General features: G+C 52.9%; 14 protein-coding genes. 8 read left to right on the top strand and 6 right to left on the bottom strand.

Annotated features, from left to right (window positions below):
• Positions 1–43: 43 nt before the first annotated feature.
• Positions 44–724 (bottom strand): LysE family translocator, encoded by a 681-nt coding sequence (locus OGV74_RS20585; protein ID WP_286521457.1) that lies wholly within the window; start codon positions 722–724, stop codon positions 44–46.
• A gap of 109 nt (positions 725–833) precedes the next feature.
• On the opposite strand from OGV74_RS20585, the gene OGV74_RS20580 reads away from it, so the two are divergent.
• From OGV74_RS20580 to foxA, 3 genes are all read left to right on the top strand, one after another.
• Positions 834–1,739 (top strand): LysR substrate-binding domain-containing protein, encoded by a 906-nt coding sequence (locus tag OGV74_RS20580; RefSeq protein ID WP_032937022.1) that lies wholly within the window; start codon positions 834–836, stop codon positions 1,737–1,739.
• Positions 1,740–1,863: 124 nt separating this feature from the next.
• The gene (locus OGV74_RS20575) at positions 1,864–2,847 is read left to right on the top strand and encodes a helix-turn-helix transcriptional regulator (RefSeq protein WP_044714399.1); all 984 of its coding nucleotides are present in this window, start codon (positions 1,864–1,866) and stop codon (positions 2,845–2,847) included.
• 121 nt (positions 2,848–2,968) lie between these two features.
• Positions 2,969–5,077 carry a ferrioxamine B receptor FoxA gene (gene foxA, locus OGV74_RS20570; RefSeq protein WP_085952509.1) on the top strand — a complete coding sequence of 703 codons (2,109 nt, stop codon included), beginning with the start codon at positions 2,969–2,971 and terminating at the stop codon, positions 5,075–5,077.
• Between the two features lie 99 nt (positions 5,078–5,176).
• Here the strand turns inward: foxA and OGV74_RS20565 are convergent, their stop codons facing one another.
• Together OGV74_RS20565 and OGV74_RS20560 are read right to left on the bottom strand one after the other, a co-directional pair.
• Positions 5,177–5,686: a hypothetical protein gene (locus OGV74_RS20565; protein ID WP_003021281.1), complete on the bottom strand. Its 510-nt coding sequence runs from the start codon at positions 5,684–5,686 to the stop codon at positions 5,177–5,179.
• 177 nt (positions 5,687–5,863) lie between these two features.
• Complete coding sequence (locus tag OGV74_RS20560) at positions 5,864–8,026, bottom strand: TonB-dependent siderophore receptor (RefSeq protein WP_003021283.1); 2,163 nt, start codon at positions 8,024–8,026, stop codon at positions 5,864–5,866.
• A 446-nt stretch (positions 8,027–8,472) separates the two neighbouring features.
• Between OGV74_RS20560 and OGV74_RS20555 the strand changes: the two genes are divergently transcribed.
• The 5 genes from OGV74_RS20555 to OGV74_RS20535 are packed head-to-tail and all read left to right on the top strand — an operon-like array spanning position 8,473 to position 13,218.
• Positions 8,473–9,300: an ABC transporter ATP-binding protein gene (locus OGV74_RS20555; protein ID WP_003021286.1), complete on the top strand. Its 828-nt coding sequence runs from the start codon at positions 8,473–8,475 to the stop codon at positions 9,298–9,300.
• Complete coding sequence (locus OGV74_RS20550) at positions 9,297–10,310, top strand: FecCD family ABC transporter permease (protein WP_003021289.1); 1,014 nt, start codon at positions 9,297–9,299, stop codon at positions 10,308–10,310. The genes OGV74_RS20555 and OGV74_RS20550 overlap by 4 nt, the downstream gene beginning before the upstream one ends.
• Positions 10,307–11,359, top strand: a complete 1,053-nt coding sequence (locus OGV74_RS20545) for a FecCD family ABC transporter permease (RefSeq protein ID WP_032948629.1) — start codon at positions 10,307–10,309, stop codon at positions 11,357–11,359. Before OGV74_RS20550 ends, OGV74_RS20545 begins: the two co-directional genes overlap by 4 nt.
• A 15-nt stretch (positions 11,360–11,374) precedes the next feature.
• Complete coding sequence (locus tag OGV74_RS20540; protein WP_086503741.1) at positions 11,375–12,322, top strand: ABC transporter substrate-binding protein; 948 nt, start codon at positions 11,375–11,377, stop codon at positions 12,320–12,322.
• 2 nt (positions 12,323–12,324) lie between these two features.
• A complete protein-coding gene (locus OGV74_RS20535; protein ID WP_003021298.1) occupies positions 12,325–13,218 on the top strand; it encodes a MurR/RpiR family transcriptional regulator in 894 nt (297 codons plus the stop codon).
• Positions 13,219–13,291: 73 nt separating this feature from the next.
• Here OGV74_RS20535 and OGV74_RS20530 read toward each other — a convergent pair whose 3' ends face one another.
• The 3 genes from OGV74_RS20530 to OGV74_RS20520 form a co-directional block, all read right to left on the bottom strand.
• Positions 13,292–14,389 carry a 4Fe-4S binding protein gene (locus tag OGV74_RS20530; RefSeq protein WP_032948632.1) on the bottom strand — a complete coding sequence of 366 codons (1,098 nt, stop codon included), beginning with the start codon at positions 14,387–14,389 and terminating at the stop codon, positions 13,292–13,294.
• A gap of 219 nt (positions 14,390–14,608) precedes the next feature.
• Entirely contained in the window at positions 14,609–15,997 is a 1,389-nt protein-coding gene (locus tag OGV74_RS20525; protein WP_086504937.1) for a diguanylate cyclase, read from the bottom strand.
• A gap of 79 nt (positions 15,998–16,076) precedes the next feature.
• A complete protein-coding gene (locus OGV74_RS20520; RefSeq protein ID WP_071696909.1) occupies positions 16,077–16,709 on the bottom strand; it encodes a LysE family transporter in 633 nt (210 codons plus the stop codon).
• Positions 16,710–16,718: the final 9 nt, after the last annotated feature.

Genomic DNA, 16,718 nt, shown 5'->3' with positions numbered 1-16,718 from the left:
CTTATTAATCCATTAATAATATTAATGTCGATTTGTTCTTATTTTATCCTTCCCGGTGCAAGATGAGATGTCTGGCTGAACAATTTGTTGAGGATCTCATCACGGGTGAGAGCATTTGTAGTGCGTGTACATTATAAATAATGCCAAACACCGCCACCGCGAGCAGAAAAAGAGAGGAGATAAAACCGCTGCATCTGGCAAAGCGCTCTGGTATCCAGCGTTTGAAAACCACGATGTAAAAAGACAACACCGTCACATCAAAAATAACCCACACCAGCGTTAGCGTCAGAATGCTGGTGGTGAAATCTTGCGTAATGGCAATGAACTGGGGGAAAAACGCTACGAAAAACAAAATGTCTTTTGGGTTGGCGACCCCGGTCAGAAATCCGTGGATAAGCCCGCTGTTATCGCGTTTTCGCGCACCCAGTCCGGGGTTTGAGGCCCTGGCCCGCAGGCCGTTAATCGCCATCACTCCGATGTACAACGATCCCACAAGACCCAGTACGCCAAGCCATATCGCAGAGATTGAAACCACGCCAGCTAGCATCAGTGCAGCCAGAGCAATCAGTACTAAAGAAGCGCCGTTAGTGCCAATCAGCGTGAGAAAAGCCCGGCGATAGCCGTGCTGCGCCGCGGTGGTGGTAATCAGCGCCACGACAGGACCCGGTGTTAACAGCAGGGTTACTACGCTGAGGCTATAGGCAGCCAGTAAAGTGAAATTCATACCTGATTATCCTGATGATATTTTCCACCAGTATTCCGTTTACGTAGCGCATTGAAAAACGAATAAAACTGCGCTCTACTGTGAGTAAAACTCAACATAGAAACTCACGATGACGCTACCTCCGTTGTATGCCCTGAGGGCTTTTGAAGCCGCAGCCCGTCTGGGATCGTTCAGCAAAGCCGCTATTCAACTTAACGTGACGCCGGGCGCGGTAAGCCGTCATATTCGCACGCTGGAGGCATGGTTTGGCTGTGAGCTATTTATCCGCAGCGGCCCGCGTATCGAGATAACACCTTCTGGCCAAGGGTTAGCGCAGCAGTTGACGGCTGGGTTTCAGAGTCTGGAACACGCGTGTCATGCCTTTCGCAGCAGTAGTCATGAGCTACGGCTGAAAGCGCCGTCTACGTTGACAATGCGCTGGCTTCTGGATGTGCTGCGTCTTTTCCGTGAAGCGCATCCGACCCCGGTGATCGAAATTTCCAGCGTCTGGATGGATACCGATTCGGTATCCTTCAGTCGTGAACCGTATGACTGTGCGATCCTGTTAGGGAATGGCCATTTTGGCGACGATACCGACAGCCGGTTGCTGTTTCAGGAGTGGCTTATCCCAGTGTGTTCACCCGCACTGCTGGTGCAGGCGCAGCGCGATCTTTCTGCCTGTGAACTGATTCATCCCTCAGCGGATCGCCGAGACTGGCGTCGGTGGCTGCAACGCACTGGGAAGTTTCCGACGTTGAATCTTGCGCGAGGCAAAGTGTTCGACACCCTGGAGCAGGGTAGTCTTGCCGCGATGAGTGGTCATGGCGTGTCTGTTGCCGACCTGCTGCTAAGCCTGGCGGCCATTCAGGCAGGGATGTTGGCGTTACCGTTTAAAGATGCTGTGGCGACTGGCGAGGGGTATTACCTTGTCTGGCCAAAGGCTTCAACACGGCTCAGAAATATTGAGCTGCTGTATCGCTGGTTAAAAGAGGCTGCGCCGTGTGCCTCCTCGGCAGATCTAAACTGGCTGGATTAAGCTGTTTATTTAGCTGATTACCTATATTGATAATGGTTCTCATTATTATTGTCGTATTGTGCAGGTAATGGTAATGTTGCTTCAGTTATAAACCGTTAATCCCATTTCCTGTGCAGAAGACAGCATGAACAACACCACCGCCCTGAATGCCTCCGGACGCGTCGCTCGCACTTTCTCCGTAAGCGAGTTTATGGATTTTGGTGAGCGCTACGGGATCGATTACCGCTTTCCCCTGTTGGCACAAAGACCGGATTTGCCGTCTGGCAGCCCTGTTCTGCAAGGTGAAATTGAGGAGATGACTCTCCCCTGCGGGATGTGCGTGACGCACTCCGACGTACAGGTATTGCAACCCTACGAAACCACCTCTCGCCACGACAGTCCTCTGTATATGCTGGTGGTTCTGGAAGGCTGCGTGATCCTGACGCTTAACGGACAGGAGCATGTGGTGCGCTCCGGCATGGCGTTTAGCTCACGTCTGAGTGAGCACCAGACGATGCGTGCCCGTCATCATGCTGATTGTAAACTCCGGACATTATCGCTCGGTTTATATCCCGACGGCGCGTATCGCACGGGGTTGCTCGAATCGTTGATGCGCGAGTGGGAAAGGTGCCAGACGCCGACGCTTATCTGGCAGGTACCGGGGTTTTTACTCAGCGGACTGCAGTACGCGCAGCAGAGTACGATTAGCCATGTTTCTCGTCAGCTGATGCTGGAAGGGCTGATATTACAACTGTTCGGTCATGGCCTCAGCATGTGTCAGGTCGAGAGCGGTAAACGTCTTGCGGCGAGCGGTGAGCAGCAGCGGCTGGAGGTCGTTCGCCGACTGCTGGAGGAGAGTCCCGAAAATGACTACACCCTTAATGAACTGGCCCAACGCGCGGCGATGAGCCCAAGCAGCCTGCGCAGTAAGTTCCGTGCAGCCTATGGCTGTTCGGTATTCGACTACCTGCGCGATTGCCGTCTGGAACATGCGCGCGGCTATCTACTGGAAGGATATAGCGTACAGCAGGCGGCCTGGATGTCGGGTTATCAGCACGCCACCAACTTTTCTACCGCTTTTCGTCGCCGTTACGGCTTTTCGCCCGGCGATTTACTCAAACCTTGCTAATCCATATTTGCGTTTTACGCACGTGATTTCCTGACAATTTGGCACTGCGCATAGGCAACCTGGCATCCGGCATAGCTATCTCCGTCAGCAAAAAGGTAATAATTCTCACTTACAATTAGACATGCCTTTGGAGATATTCATGTTCGCGAAGACTCGCTTGGCGCTGCTGGTGGGATGGGTGACCGGCAGCGTGGCTTTTCCTCTGCTGGCGCAGGAAACAACAAAAAACGATACGGTGGTTGTCACCTCGCAGATGCAGAGCGGGGCCACGAAGCTTGCCACGCCGGATATTGAAACACCGCAGTCGGTATCGATCGTTACCCGTGAACAGTTTGAAGAGCAAGGCGCAACCAGCGTGCGCCAGGCTGTCAGCTATACGCCGGGGGTGTACAGCAATCAGATTGGCGCCTCCAACCGCTTTGACTACATCGTGCTGCGTGGATTTTCTGACGGTAGCCTGGATAACGTCTATCTCGATGGTCTGAAGATGATGGGCGACACCAACTCACACAGCTCGCTGGTGGTTGATCCGTGGTTCCTCGAAGATATCGAAGTCGTACGTGGCCCGGCTTCCGTACTGTATGGCCGTTCCTCCCCGGGCGGTATTGTGGCGCTGACCTCACGCAAGCCGTCGTTTGATGCGGGCGGTGAAGTGAAGCTGTTTGCCGGCAACAATAACCAGCGCGGCGCGGCGTTTGACGTCACCGGGGCGCTGGATGATAACGATCGAGTGGCGGCGCGATTGAGCGGGATGACGCGTTACGCGGACTCGCAGTTTGGTCCATTGAAGGAAGAACGTTACGCGCTGATGCCCAGCCTGACCTGGCGTATCACCGACCAGACGCGTCTGGATCTGATGGCCTATCTGCACCGTGACCCGGAAGGCGGAAGCCACTCCGGTCTGCCGTATGACGGCACCGTGGTTCCGCATTACGGGCAAAAGATCTCCAATACCTTTTACGAAGGCGAGGATGATTATGACAAATACGATCGCCGTGAGAACATGGTGGGCTACAACATTGAGCATATGTTTGATAGCGGTTGGTCGGTGCGGCAAAAGCTGCGCTATCTGCATACCGACGTTGAGCTGAACCAGGTGTATGCGGCGGGCTGGTTGAATGAAACCGAGCTTAATCGCGGCTACTCCGGCTCCGATGAAAAAATGTCGGCGATTACGCTGGATAACCAGCTCGACGGCAGCTTTGATACCTGGCAGGTAAACCACCGTTTGCTGGTGGGGATCGACTATCAGGATCGTAGCAACAATACTACCGGTTACTACGGCGCTTTCCCGCCGATTGACGCCTTTAATCCGGTGTACGGCGCGAAGCCTGATTACATCGACATGTATGCGCGTGAGAAACACAAGCTGCGACAGACGGGTTACTATTTGCAGGATCAGATGTCATGGGATCGCTGGCGTATTACGCTCGGTGGTCGCTACGATCAGGTCAGCGTTTCTAACATTGATAAGATCAAGGATACTCGCAGCGATCTGGATAAAAACAACTTCAGCACCCGCGCCGCGTTGCTCTATTTGTTCGATAACGGCTTTGCGCCGTACGTGAGTTACTCCACTGCCTTTACGCCCACCAGTTTTGCCGATGAGAACGGTAATCTGCTGGACCCGATGAAAGGCAAGCAGTGGGAAGCCGGGCTGAAATATGAGCCGGAAGGACTTAACAGTCAGTTCAGCGCGTCGGTGTTCCGTATCAATCAGACGAATATAGCCACTAAAGAAGAGCCGACCGATCCATACCGCTCGATTGGGGAAATTGAATCTGAAGGGGTGGAGCTGGAGGCAATTAGCCAACTGACGGATAGCTTCCGTTTGCAGGCGGCGTATACCTATACCGACATTCGCTATAAGAAAAGCAGCCCGGAAGAGCAGGGCAAGCGCGCAGTGTACGCCCCGCGTAACCAGGCCAGTGCCTGGCTGAGCTACGATGTAAAAAGTGGTCCGCTGGACGGTCTGACGTTGGGTTCAGGCGTGCGCTACGTTAACGGTATTACCAGCGATCGCTTGAATACTCACACCCTGCCGTCATACACACTGGTGGATATGGTGATTGGTTACGACTTAACGAATATCGGTATTAATGGGTTGAGCGCGCAGCTGAACGTTAACAACCTGACCGACAAGCGCTACGTTGCGGCCTGTAACTCTCTCTCATACTGCTACTTTGGCGCCGAGCGCAGCATTGTCGGCAGTGTGTCCTGGAAATTCTGATGTTTTAGCCGGATGCAGCGCTGGCGCCTTATCCGGCCTGGTGCAGCGTGCAAATTGTATGCCTGATGAGCGTAGCGCATCAGGCATAGTGGATTGCGGTTATTGTGTAAAACCGTTTTGCATACAAATCTGCGCGCTGGTTCTCAGAGTAAAGGCGACTTTGTCTGGGTACTGACTGTAATAGTTATGCTCTTCTTCCAGCCCTTTTGCCTGCGCCAGACGTACCGTTTCCAGCGAGCAGGTACGGTAGATCAGGTCTTTATTCATATTGGTCTGCTTCTCGCGCTGTTTATCTGCGGAAAGCGCCAGCCAGTTTTCGGACAGTGAGTAATCGTAGACCACCCGATTTCCTTTCGCCTGCACGTTCTCAATGGTAATAAATTCGTCGATTTTCAGCCTTGGCTGCCCACGCATTTTTTTCTTATCTTCTGCGGCGGCGTATTGGGCCAGCGCATGAATATCCATACTGGCTATTTTCTGTTTATAAGCATCTACATAGGCGGTAGGTTGCTGATAATGCTGAGCGTAAGCGTTTCTTAATTCCCCGTCACTCATCGTACAACCTGCCAGAAACAGAGGTAATAGCAGTGCCAGTTTTATTTTAGTCATGATGTTATCCCGTTCATTATTTTGATCCCAGTCGCCCATAATAAAATAGAAAAATTATTACGGATGATATTTAAGGTTGTATAAACGAGAGCACGATGGCACAAGTTCAATTGTCTTAAAATGGCAGGACAGACGGGAAACCCTGCCAGAATTGGCAGGGTTAATGGATGAAGAGGATCAGAATTCCATTTTCACCGTGAACTGCACTTCTCGTGGGTCGCCAATCTGATTACCCAGATTATTGGTGGCAATGGATGAAGTGTAATAGGTCTTATCAAACAGGTTTTTCACATTGAGCTGCAATGTGACCGGATACTGCAGCTTCATTTTATAAGCGGCAAAGGCATCGGCGACAAAATAGCCCGGCAGATAATAGTCTGCGCCATTGGTTGCGGAACGGCGGCTCACCCCATGACCCCCACCGCCAATCGTCAGGATATTGCCCATAAAGGCATTCTGAATATCGTAGGTGAGGAATAATGAGCCGGTATGCTTCGGTACATTAGGCAGCGACTTACCTTTGTAATCAGGATCTTCCGTCACTTTCGCGGCGGTATAACCGTAACTGGCGATGATATTGGTGTTGGTGGTCAACGAACCGGCGACATCCACTTCCACACCTTGTGAACGCACGCGACCCGCAGTTTTCGCCACAGTTTCGCCATTGATCATTTCGTTGTACAGCACATTGCGTTTATCAATATCAAACAGGGCAATATTGGCGGTGATACCGTCAAAGATATCGAATTTTGCCCCCACTTCATAAGCCGTTGAGGTTTCAGGTGGCAATTCGCCAATATAACTGGCGATAGAATATTGCGGCATGAAGGATCGCGACACGTTACCGAACAGCGATACCGACGGCGTCAGTTTGTACACCATACCGAATTTGGGCACCCACTGTTGGTCGGTACTGTCGGTGTTGACGTTGAACGGACGGCCTTTGCCAGCGTATTCGGTGTAGTACTGATAACGCATCCCGGCGACGGCGATCCATTTATCGGTCAGGTACAGCGCGTCCTGCACATACGCAGAATAGCTCTCTTGTTGAATAGTCTGATCGCTATCAGCGGCAGAAACGTTAGTACATTTACCCAACGTACCGTAGACAGGATTATAAATATTGAACCCTTTTACGTTCTTGCAGCGGATCATGTCGGTGCGTAGCAGATCGTAGTTCTCATAAGAGATGCCGGTGAGGATCTCGTTATAAAAGCCAGCGATATCGACGTTGCCCTGTAAATCGGCACGTGTGGCGTGCATGCGCTGGGTGGAACCTTGAGTGGCATCAACACGGCGGGTCAGATTTCCGCTTGCAGAATCATAAGCCATCACGCGAGCCTGATTATCGCTGTATTTATCCTGACTAAAGCTGTAGTCGAATTTCGCTGTCCATTCGCTGTTGAAACGGTATTCGGCATTCAGCTGCGCCAGATCCGATTCGCCATCGGTGATATTAAACGGCTCATCAAAACGGGTTTTGCGATCCACATTCACCGCGTGTTTGGTGTTGAGATCGAAAATGGTGCCGCGATCGAACGGGGCTTTATAGTCGCGATGTGAATAGAGCACGTTGACGGTGGCCTTGTCGCCAAACCAGGTAAGGGACGGGGAGATGAAGCTGCTCTGATAGGTGCCGAAGTTACGCCAGTAATCCTCATGCTGATATTCGCCAATCAGGCGATAGGCTAACTGAGTGCCTTCAATCGGCCCGGTCACGTCAAACTGCCCTGTGCCGCCGCCAAAGCTGCTGGAGGTTACTGAAATCGACCCGCCAAACTGCGTTTCCGGACGTTTGGTGACGACATTAATCAGGCCGCCGGGATCGAGAATCCCATACAGGGTTGAGGCCGGGCCTTTCAGCACCTCCACGCGTGAGGTGGCGGCGTTAAAGCTGCGCGGCAACACGGTTTTCAGACCATTGGTCATCACCGAGCCGTCACGGTTTGCGCCGAAGCCACGGCGGACAAACGCATCCTGTGTGCCACCTAATGTGTTGGTTTGCACGACGTTACTAACGTTATACAGCGCTTCGTCCAGCGTCGTGACATGCTGATCTTCCAGAACTTTATCGCTGACAGTGTTCACCACTTGTGGGATATCCAACAATGGCATGGATGTCAGCGTCGCGGTGGACGAACTCAGCGGTTGATAACCCGATGTTACGGCCTGATCGGCAGACGATGCATCTGCCCGAACGGTGATGGTATCTTCTCCTTTAGGCGGAGTCGTCTCTTTCTCCGCTGCAAATACCGCAGGTGTTGTTGTCATGCCCAGAAAGAGAGCAGAGCACAATGCCCGCCCTTTCATCCCCGAAAAGTAAGTCGTTAACTCAGCCATTATTTTATTTATTCCGCAAAAGACCCTGCCAAAAATGGGCAGGGAAACAAGTTGATTCAATTCATTGCCCGGCTTGCCAGCCCTGCATTTATCCATCTGTAAGCCAGCGTTACTGGCGTCAGACGTGTAATTGAGAATCATTCAATCATGGGTGTTTGTAGTAGTAAACGTAAAAATGAAAAAGAAACTACAAGCGATTTGACGCAATTTAACCGTCGTTTTTTTAAGGGTATTTAATTTTCAATGTATTGAAAAAGAATGGTTTTTATTGATTTTTTAGCGTTTTTTATTTGTGCTTTAGTTGTTGGCGACAGGTGATGTAACTACAGGGTGTAATTGCTTGACTACTACAGTGCAAGCCAGCAAGATCACAAAGAGAATGAGTTTTATTTTTATTTAGAGAGTTACGCATGCAGGCTTTGCCATGCGGCGGCGCAGGAGTGAACATGCCACAGCATGTGGAAAATACCGCCCACAGAACGGGCATTGAACTACAACAGCTTTCTGCGGGTTATCGCCATAACACCATTGTCCACGATATCTGTCTCACTATTCCGCAAGGCAAAATGACGGTACTGGTGGGGGCGAACGGCTCGGGTAAATCAACGTTGTTAAGCACTATCGCCCGTATGTTGAAACCGCACGGCGGCAGCGTATTGCTGGATGGCAAAGCCATTTATCAACAGCCTACCAAAGCGGTTTCACGCCAGCTCGGCATCCTGCCGCAATCCCCATTGGTGCCCGAAGGACTTACCGTTTTCGAACTGGTATCGCGTGGGCGTTTTCCCTGGCAGAACATGCTTTCGCAATGGACGGACGATGACGAACGCGCCGTGGAGCAGGCACTCCAGTTAACCGGAACTGCTGATTTTGCGCATTTGCCGGTAGAGAGCCTTTCCGGTGGGCAACGTCAGCGCTGCTGGATTGCGATGGCGCTGGCACAGCAAACGCCGGTCATCTTGTTGGATGAGCCGACTACGTTTCTCGATCTGCGCTATCAGGTGGAGATCCTCGAACTGTTGCATTCACTGACTCGCCATCATGGCCGTACTGTGGTTGTGGTCCTGCATGACCTGAATTTTGCCGTGAATTACGGGGACATGCTGGTGTTCCTCAAACAGGGGACGTTGCAGGGCGTCGTGCATGATGGCGAAAACTGCACGCCCGAGTTGATTAAGCACGTGTTTGACGTCGACGTGCAGATGTCGGTGAATCCTCTCACCGGCAAACCGTTCTTTATGCCGTTCCGCGCGCCGGGCGGGCAAGAGCAATGACGGTCATGGCAAGCACACTGGCTCGTCGCCGTGGCCGGATTATGCTGGCGTTCCCCGTGTTAACGCTGCTGTTGTGTGTTCTGGCAGTGGTGCATCTGGGTGTGGGCGCACGCACTATCAGCCCGCAGACCGTCGTGCAGGCGCTGTTCCACTTTGACGCGAAAAATTTCGACCACCGGATTATTGTCTCCTTACGTCTGCTGCGCATGACTGCGGCGATGCTGGTCGGCGCGGCGTTAGGTGTTGCGGGGGTTCTGTTGCAGGCGTTGATTCGTAATCCGCTGGGAGAACCGCATATTCTGGGGTTGAATGCCGGTGCGGCGTTTGTCGTTGTGTTGTGCACCGCGCTTGGCGTGACGGGGGTAAGCCAGCCATTGCTGGCGGCAGGCGGTGCTGCGGCACTCTTTTCGTTGGTGATGGCGCTTGCATCTGCCGGGCGCGGTGGCTTAACGCCGCTGAAGGTCACGCTGTGCGGCGTGGCGCTGTCGGCCATGGTGTCATCGCTTACTGCGGCCATCCTGATTCTGGATGAACAAACCCTGTTGGCAATGCGCACCTGGCTGGTGGGTGATCTCGCGGGTCTGCGTTGGGAAAGTGTCAAAAGTGCCGTTCCCCCGTCGCTTGCCGGTATGGTGCTGGCGATCGCTATCGCGCCGGGCCTGAATATTCTGGCTCTCGGCGACCGTATGGCCTGTGGGTTAGGGGTGAACATTCTGCGCATACGCTTGCTGGCGATGATCGCCATTGCGCTGTTGTGCGGTGCGGCAGTTTCTGTCGTGGGGCCGCTGGGATTTATCGGCCTGTTAGTGCCTAACGTTACCCGCCGTCTGGTAACAAAAGATATTCGTCAGATGCTACCGACGTCGGCATTGCTGGGCGCGGCGCTGCTGCTGCTGGCGGATATTGCCGCCCGCACGGTGCTGGCTCCGCAGGAGCTGGCTACAGGGATCATGACCGCCCTGGTGGGCGCACCGGCGTTTATTTTCATTGCGTCGAGGTTTTTGAAATGAACGATATGCTGCAACGTGCAGGGCTTCGTGCATGGCGGGTGGGTGGATTTTCTCGTGTCATTCGTCCCAAAACCGTGCTGTACAGCCTCAGCCTGACGGTGCTGGCAATCGCATTACTGCTGTTTGGCGTGATGCAGGGGTCGCTCCCGGTTCCGGCTTCCGCTATCGGACGGGCGGTGTTTGACCCTCAGGCGTTGACGGCTCAGCAACAGTATGTCGTTTGGGATGTACGGCTGCCTCGACTGCTGATGGCGCTTCTGTGCGGGGCGATGCTCGGATTGGCAGGGGCGGCGATGCAATCTATCACCCGCAACGGGTTGGCCGATCCCGGGCTCATCGGTGTCAAAGAAGGGAGTTGCGTGGTGGTACTGGCCCTGGTGCTGCTTTTCCCGTCAGCAAGTCTGGTTTGGCGGCCCCTGGCGGGAATGGCCGGCGGCGCACTGGTCGCCACACTGGTGATGCTGCTGGCCCGTGATTTCTCCCGGCCTCGCTTTGTGTTGATAGGCATTGGCGTGTCGTGGTTCTTTGCCGCGGGAATGGGCGTATTTATGACCACCGCCGATGTCCGTGACGTACAGACTGCACTGGTCTGGCTGGCGGGGAGCCTTCATGCCGCCACCTGGCCACTGCTGCTGGTGGCACTGGTCTGGACGTTGCCTGCGGCCATCATCTTATTTGCCACGGCGCGCGCTTCGGATGTGGCGCTACTTGGCAATGCGACGGCAACGGGGCTAGGAGTCCATTTACCCCGACTGGCGTTGTTGCGTTTTCTCGCGCCGGTTGTACTCACCGCCGCCAGTGTTGCCTGCGTGGGCAGCCTCGGTTTTGTCGGGTTGATGGCGCCACACATGGCACGATTCTGGCTGCGTGGCGGACAAACAGCGCTGCTGTGGGGAAGTGCGTTGATCGGTGCGTTGCTGGTGCTGGTCACCGATACCGTGGGTCGTCTGGCGTTTGCACCACTGCAAATCCCCGCCGGGATCGTCATTGCCCTGGTCGGTGGACCGTTCTTTTTGCTGTTGCTCTGGCGTCGCCGGGATCGTTTGTAATTGTTAAGAGGGTATATGCGTTTAATCTTTTCATTGCTGCTGCTGGTCGGCTGCACCGTCCAGGCGGCGGAGCCTGTTCAGTCATTTACTGACGATCTCGGGCGAGTGGTGAACGTGCCGCTGCATCCGCAGCGTATTGTGTCATTGCACGATCTCGACATCACTATTCCGCTGATCGAACTTGGCGTGCCTCCGGTGGCCAGTCATGGCCGAACGCGCCCGGATGGCAGCCATTTTTTACGCTCCGGCGTGCTGCTGACCGGCGTGGATTTTGATAATTCGAACATGACGTATATCGGTACGGCAGACATTGATATTGAAGCCATTGTGGCGGCAAAACCGGATTTAATTATCACCGAACCCAGCCGTAACACGCCGATTGAGCAACTGGAAAAAATAGCGCCGACGGTCAGCATCGATCATCTTGATGGCGGTGCGCCGGAAATCTACCGCAAGCTGGCGCAGCTTACCGGTACGCAGAACCGGCTGGCATTGCTGGAACGGCGCTACCGTGAAGAAATAGCCCAGCTCAAGCGGACGGTCGATACGCAGCACATCTCTGTGGCGGTAATACAGGCCAATCAGGGCAAAATCAATGCGTTGCACACCTATCATTCCCTGGGGCGAGTTTTACGCGATGCTGGTTTCGCTTTCCCGAAGATTATCGACAGTATTCCGCCGGGTGGGCGCATTGATGTCAGTGCGGAACGTCTGCCTGAACTGGATGCCGATTTTGTCTTCGCGACCTGGCGTGGCGATACCGGCGGTAAACCGCAGGATGAAATCGCGGCGATGGATGCGGTGATGCCTGGCTGGTGTGAGTTCCTGACCGCCTGCCAGCGCGGACATTACGTTTTACTCTCCCGTGAAGAGGCGATATCTAATTCCTATGCCTCGCTCAGTCTGATGGTGGCGCAGGTGCAAACGCACATCGCCGGACGATGGCTACCGGAGGCTAAATAACCATGCTGACGGCGAAAAAAGCCAAAAACCGTATTGATGTCTATGGTGACCGTTTTCGCGCCCGGGCGCATTTACTCTCGCCACGTATGCAGGCCGTGGCGCGTTATATCAACGAAAACCGCGAAGTGGTGCTGGAGTTTACAGCGATAGAAATCGCTGCCGCCACGCAAACATCTGACGCGACGGTGGTCAGGGCAATTCAGGCGCTGGGGTTTGCCGGGTTGCGCGATTTAAAGCAGACCATTGAACACTGGTTTGGCCCTGGCGTGACCTCAGAAGAGAAGATGACCACCACGGTGAATACGCTCTCTTGCGATGTTAATTCCAGTATTGATTTTGTCTTGCAGGGGCATCAGCGTACCTGTGAAGCGCTTTCTACACCGCAAAACCGCTATGCAATTGCCCAGGCGGTGGCATTACTGGTAGAAGCCCGTCAGGTGGGAATTTTTGGTATTGGCGCATCCGGCGTATTGGCGGATTATACCGTTCGTCTGCTCAGCCGTATTGGCCTGCCTGCGGTAGCATTTAATCGCACCGGGATTAACCTCGCGGAGCAACTGATCGCATTGCAGCGTGGAGATGTGCTGATCATGATGGCGCAGAAATCTCCGCACCGGGAAGGGCTGACGACCATTCGCGAGGCCAGGCGGTTGGGTGTCCCGGTTATTTTACTGACGAACGCGCTGGACTCCCGTTTTAGTAAAGAAGCGGATGTGGTGATTAACGTGCCGCGCGGCGGCGAGAATGGGAAAATGCCGCTCCACGGTACGGTGCTGGTGTGTCTGGAAATGATTGTGCTGTCTGTCGCTTCCACTGCGCCGCAGCGATCAATTAAATCCGTGAAGCGGATTAACGAACTGTATCGGGGCATTGGTAAATCCGGGGCGAAGAAATAAACCGGTGATATCCGCTGTGTAGGCCGGGTAGGGTGTTGTCGCCACCCGGCATAAATGCAGACAGTTCAAACCATTAATGGCCGATCATTCTGGCCTTCGGGATCAACTGGAAATACATATGATCCGGCACCGGCGTCTGCCAGACGTTGGCGTACACCGCATAACCTACGGCGGCAAACAGAATACCAAGCACCAGTAGCGCCATGGCAACACCTGACATCGTCCTCTGACGCCATAACGATTTACCACCGTTGCCTTGTGCGCCAGGCGGAGTCTGCAGTGAAAAGCTCAGCGTTGAGGCTACCGGGCAGGATTCAACGCAGGTCATGCAGCCAGTGCATTCCACGGTACGCACCTTAATCAGTCTGTCGACCGGGATATTCGACGGGCAGTTTTTCGCGCATTTTCCGCAGTCGATGCAACTGTCTGCGTTACGGCGGATTTTAAACGGCGAGAATAGCGAGAACAGGCCGAGCAGCGCGCCATAAGGGCACAGATAGCGGCACCAGGCATTGCGAATAAACAGGCTCAGGACGCTGATAACGACAACAAAGATGAGCGTAGCGGGGCCAATATGGCGAAAGAAATCGAGCATCTTCACGTCGATAATCATGCCATAGGCCGACATTAGAAAATACTGAATCCCCTGTGCAGGCATCGACAGGGCAATATATAAAAAGAAACTCAGCAACAGATACTTCAGACTGAGCAGCGGGATATCCAGCCAGCGCGGCAGCGTGAAGTTGCGACCAAAGACTTTTTTACCCAGATTGCCGAGCAGTTCGGACAGTGTGCCCACCGGACATAACCACGAACAGAAGGCTTTTTTTAACAACAGACTAATCAGGATAAACGCAACTAACAGCAGCATGGAGGCGGCATGGATGGGAGGAAGAAAACCAGTTTCCAGCGTATAGCGGATATTCATCAAACCCGCGATCGGTAGCCATCCCTCAATACCACCAGGCCTTGGAATATAGACGCTGGTGCCGGCGGTTTCGAAATAGCGGACCCAGTAATAGAACGTTACGCCAATATAAATATTAATAGTCAGCAGGAGAAACTGGGTGGCTTTTCGCCAGCTGCTGGCATTGCGCCAGTCATTCCACGGCAGTTTGCCTCCGATCGTGCCAGGACGGCGCTGCCAGCGCGTTCTCTTCTTCCCATTCATGATTTTATACTATCCCTCATATTTCCCCTTCTGCATTCAGAAGGCGTTATCACCGGGATATGCTAGCGCCATTTAGATTTGGTGTATTTGATTTACATCTTATTACGTGGCTGTTATTTTCATCATGCAAATATACTTGAATAAAAATAACAGCTCGATATTTATCGCAAGCCAGATAAATACCCTGAACGGGGTATTTATTTCTCTGCAAGGCAATGGTTATTCCTGATAAATCTCAACGCGGTCGCGACCATTACTTTTTGCCAGATAAAGTGCGCGATCGGCTTTATCAACCAGCTGTTTGTAGTCGGGATGATAATCATATTCGGCAATACCGATACTGACGGTAATAGAAAACGTTTCTGTCGCAGAGGCTGCCATGCGCATCCCTGCAATTTTCATGCGCAGCGTTTCCAGAATAATACTGGCCTGCGATTCATCTGACTCGACGAGCAGAATCATAAATTCTTCACCACCGTAGCGGAACACGTAATCGCTGCTACGGATATGATCATAAATGACCGCTGCGACATTTTTGAGCGTCAGATCGCCGATATTATGCCCGAAGTTATCGTTAATTTGCTTGAAGTAGTCGATATCCAGCATCGCCAGGCTAAAAGGCTTACGCGCATGTAACGCCAGCGAGATTTCACGTCGCATGATGGTCGGAATAAAGCGGCGATTAAGCAACTGGGTCAGCGAATCTTTACCATTTTCCTGCTTAACCAGCGCCTCAAACATTGAAGCGAGCAGGAAATGGATTTTTGCCGACAGCTGGCGGACATCCTGTAATAAGCTCATCCGCTCGGGTTCTGTCGGCTGATGCTGAGGCGACAGGGTTGTTGTCAGACGGGTGTCGATCTCTGCAATCAGTGATTCCATTTCTTTGAGCAAATTGCTGTTGCCAAGAATATGTTTTCCCTTATGCGAGAACCACATACCAAAATCAGAGTTCGCCAGAAACACCATTTCACCGAAAGGCATTCCGGTGGCAATGTTATAGATAAACTGGTTTTCCCAGTCGGTAAACGAACGGATTTGCCGTTCGCGCTCGACGTTAACGTCATCGTAAATAGTCTGCAGACGATACTGCTCCTGTGTATGCAGGGAGTTTTGGTGGCTTGGGGAATAGGAGACGGTCATGGCCTCCAGCGCAGTATCCATTGCCAGACTGCTGAAACAGATAGCATTGCTCAGCAGGGAAGACGAGTCGTCAGCTTTGGTTTTCAATACCCGATACAGCTCATCTTTGAGCTTACGCGCGCCGCGGTTCACCAGATCGATGGGCAGACCGATACGGGCATGCACTACGCCAATTTTGCGTTGTTTGGCCAGCAGCTGTGAGAGATCTTCGTGCGCGCTGCCGAGCACGCTGCGTAACCAGTCAAACATACTGCCGCTGAGGCGGGTACTGACCTGTTCTGTATTGAGGAACAATGCACTCTGGGCATGGGAGAGCATATAGTCATAAAAAACGGTCACTAAATGGCGGATCTCTTCATCGCTTAACGATGTGAGGAGCGTGTGAACGTCAGGCGATGTTTGTCGTATCAGCGCCTGCCATTCTGTAAGGAGTAATGTGTCGTTTACCGGTTCAATCTGTTCCATCTCGCTGTCACTCAACATGCGATTAAAAATTCAGGCAGTATTACGGACAATTACCTCACGATGGTCAAGTTAAACTCTCTTATCGATGGCTAATACCCTCATAAATAAGCCTGAGCGCGAAGACACCTATTATTGCGCCAATGACTCGGCTGGCAACGCATTGGATGCGACCATACGCCCGTCGCACAGCAGGCAAAGAAAATGCCTGGCTGAGAAAAATACGCCAGATAACGGAAGACAACACAATACCTGCCCAGGCCATCAGTCTGGCCCACGTAGGTGTGTCTGCGCTTAAGGTGACCGAGAAGATACTAATAAAAAACAGTACGGTTTGCGGGTTCGATAAATCCGTTAGTAATCCTCGGCGGAAAAATACATACCAGGGGGCGGAAATCGGCTGCTGTAGCGTGGGCATTTGCGGCGTGGCCTGATGGCGGATGCTGTTCCAGGCAAACCACAGCAGATAGGCGCCGCCGACAATCTTAATCAATGAAAATATCTCTTCACACTGGGTGATTAGCGTTGCCATACCAAAAAGCCCAAGGCCGGAGTAAAACGCATCACCTAAGGCGACCCCCAGACCGGTCATCACACCTGCGCGTCGTCCGGATGCCAGGCTAGTTTGTACCACTACGAACAGATTTGCGCCGGGGTTAAAAAAGGTTAAAACAAACAGGCTGACGGTGAGTGCAACGGCGTGCAAAGGTTCCATAGACAACGT

Origin of the sequence: Citrobacter sp. Cf116 (assembly GCF_030336505.1) — a bacterium.
GTDB lineage: Bacteria > Pseudomonadota > Gammaproteobacteria > Enterobacterales > Enterobacteriaceae > Citrobacter > Citrobacter freundii.
The sequence above is the reverse complement of the archived record's forward strand: the minus strand, read 5'-3'. Positions and strand labels throughout refer to the sequence as shown.

Coding starts and splice junctions, on each gene's coding strand:
- OGV74_RS20535 (WP_003021298.1), top strand. CDS start 12,325: ATGCTGACGGCGAAAAAAGCCAAAAACCGTATTGATGTCTATGGTGAC.
- OGV74_RS20520 (WP_071696909.1), bottom strand. CDS start 16,709: ATGGAACCTTTGCACGCCGTTGCACTCACCGTCAGCCTGTTTGTTTTA.
- OGV74_RS20545 (WP_032948629.1), top strand. CDS start 10,307: ATGAACGATATGCTGCAACGTGCAGGGCTTCGTGCATGGCGGGTGGGT.
- OGV74_RS20560 (WP_003021283.1), bottom strand. CDS start 8,026: ATGGCTGAGTTAACGACTTACTTTTCGGGGATGAAAGGGCGGGCATTG.
- OGV74_RS20540 (WP_086503741.1), top strand. CDS start 11,375: ATGCGTTTAATCTTTTCATTGCTGCTGCTGGTCGGCTGCACCGTCCAG.
- OGV74_RS20550 (WP_003021289.1), top strand. CDS start 9,297: ATGACGGTCATGGCAAGCACACTGGCTCGTCGCCGTGGCCGGATTATG.
- OGV74_RS20575 (WP_044714399.1), top strand. CDS start 1,864: ATGAACAACACCACCGCCCTGAATGCCTCCGGACGCGTCGCTCGCACT.
- foxA (WP_085952509.1), top strand. CDS start 2,969: ATGCCTTTGGAGATATTCATGTTCGCGAAGACTCGCTTGGCGCTGCTG.
- OGV74_RS20525 (WP_086504937.1), bottom strand. CDS start 15,997: ATGGAACAGATTGAACCGGTAAACGACACATTACTCCTTACAGAATGG.
- OGV74_RS20530 (WP_032948632.1), bottom strand. CDS start 14,389: ATGAATGGGAAGAAGAGAACGCGCTGGCAGCGCCGTCCTGGCACGATC.
- OGV74_RS20585 (WP_286521457.1), bottom strand. CDS start 724: ATGAATTTCACTTTACTGGCTGCCTATAGCCTCAGCGTAGTAACCCTG.
- OGV74_RS20555 (WP_003021286.1), top strand. CDS start 8,473: ATGCCACAGCATGTGGAAAATACCGCCCACAGAACGGGCATTGAACTA.
- OGV74_RS20580 (WP_032937022.1), top strand. CDS start 834: ATGACGCTACCTCCGTTGTATGCCCTGAGGGCTTTTGAAGCCGCAGCC.
- OGV74_RS20565 (WP_003021281.1), bottom strand. CDS start 5,686: ATGACTAAAATAAAACTGGCACTGCTATTACCTCTGTTTCTGGCAGGT.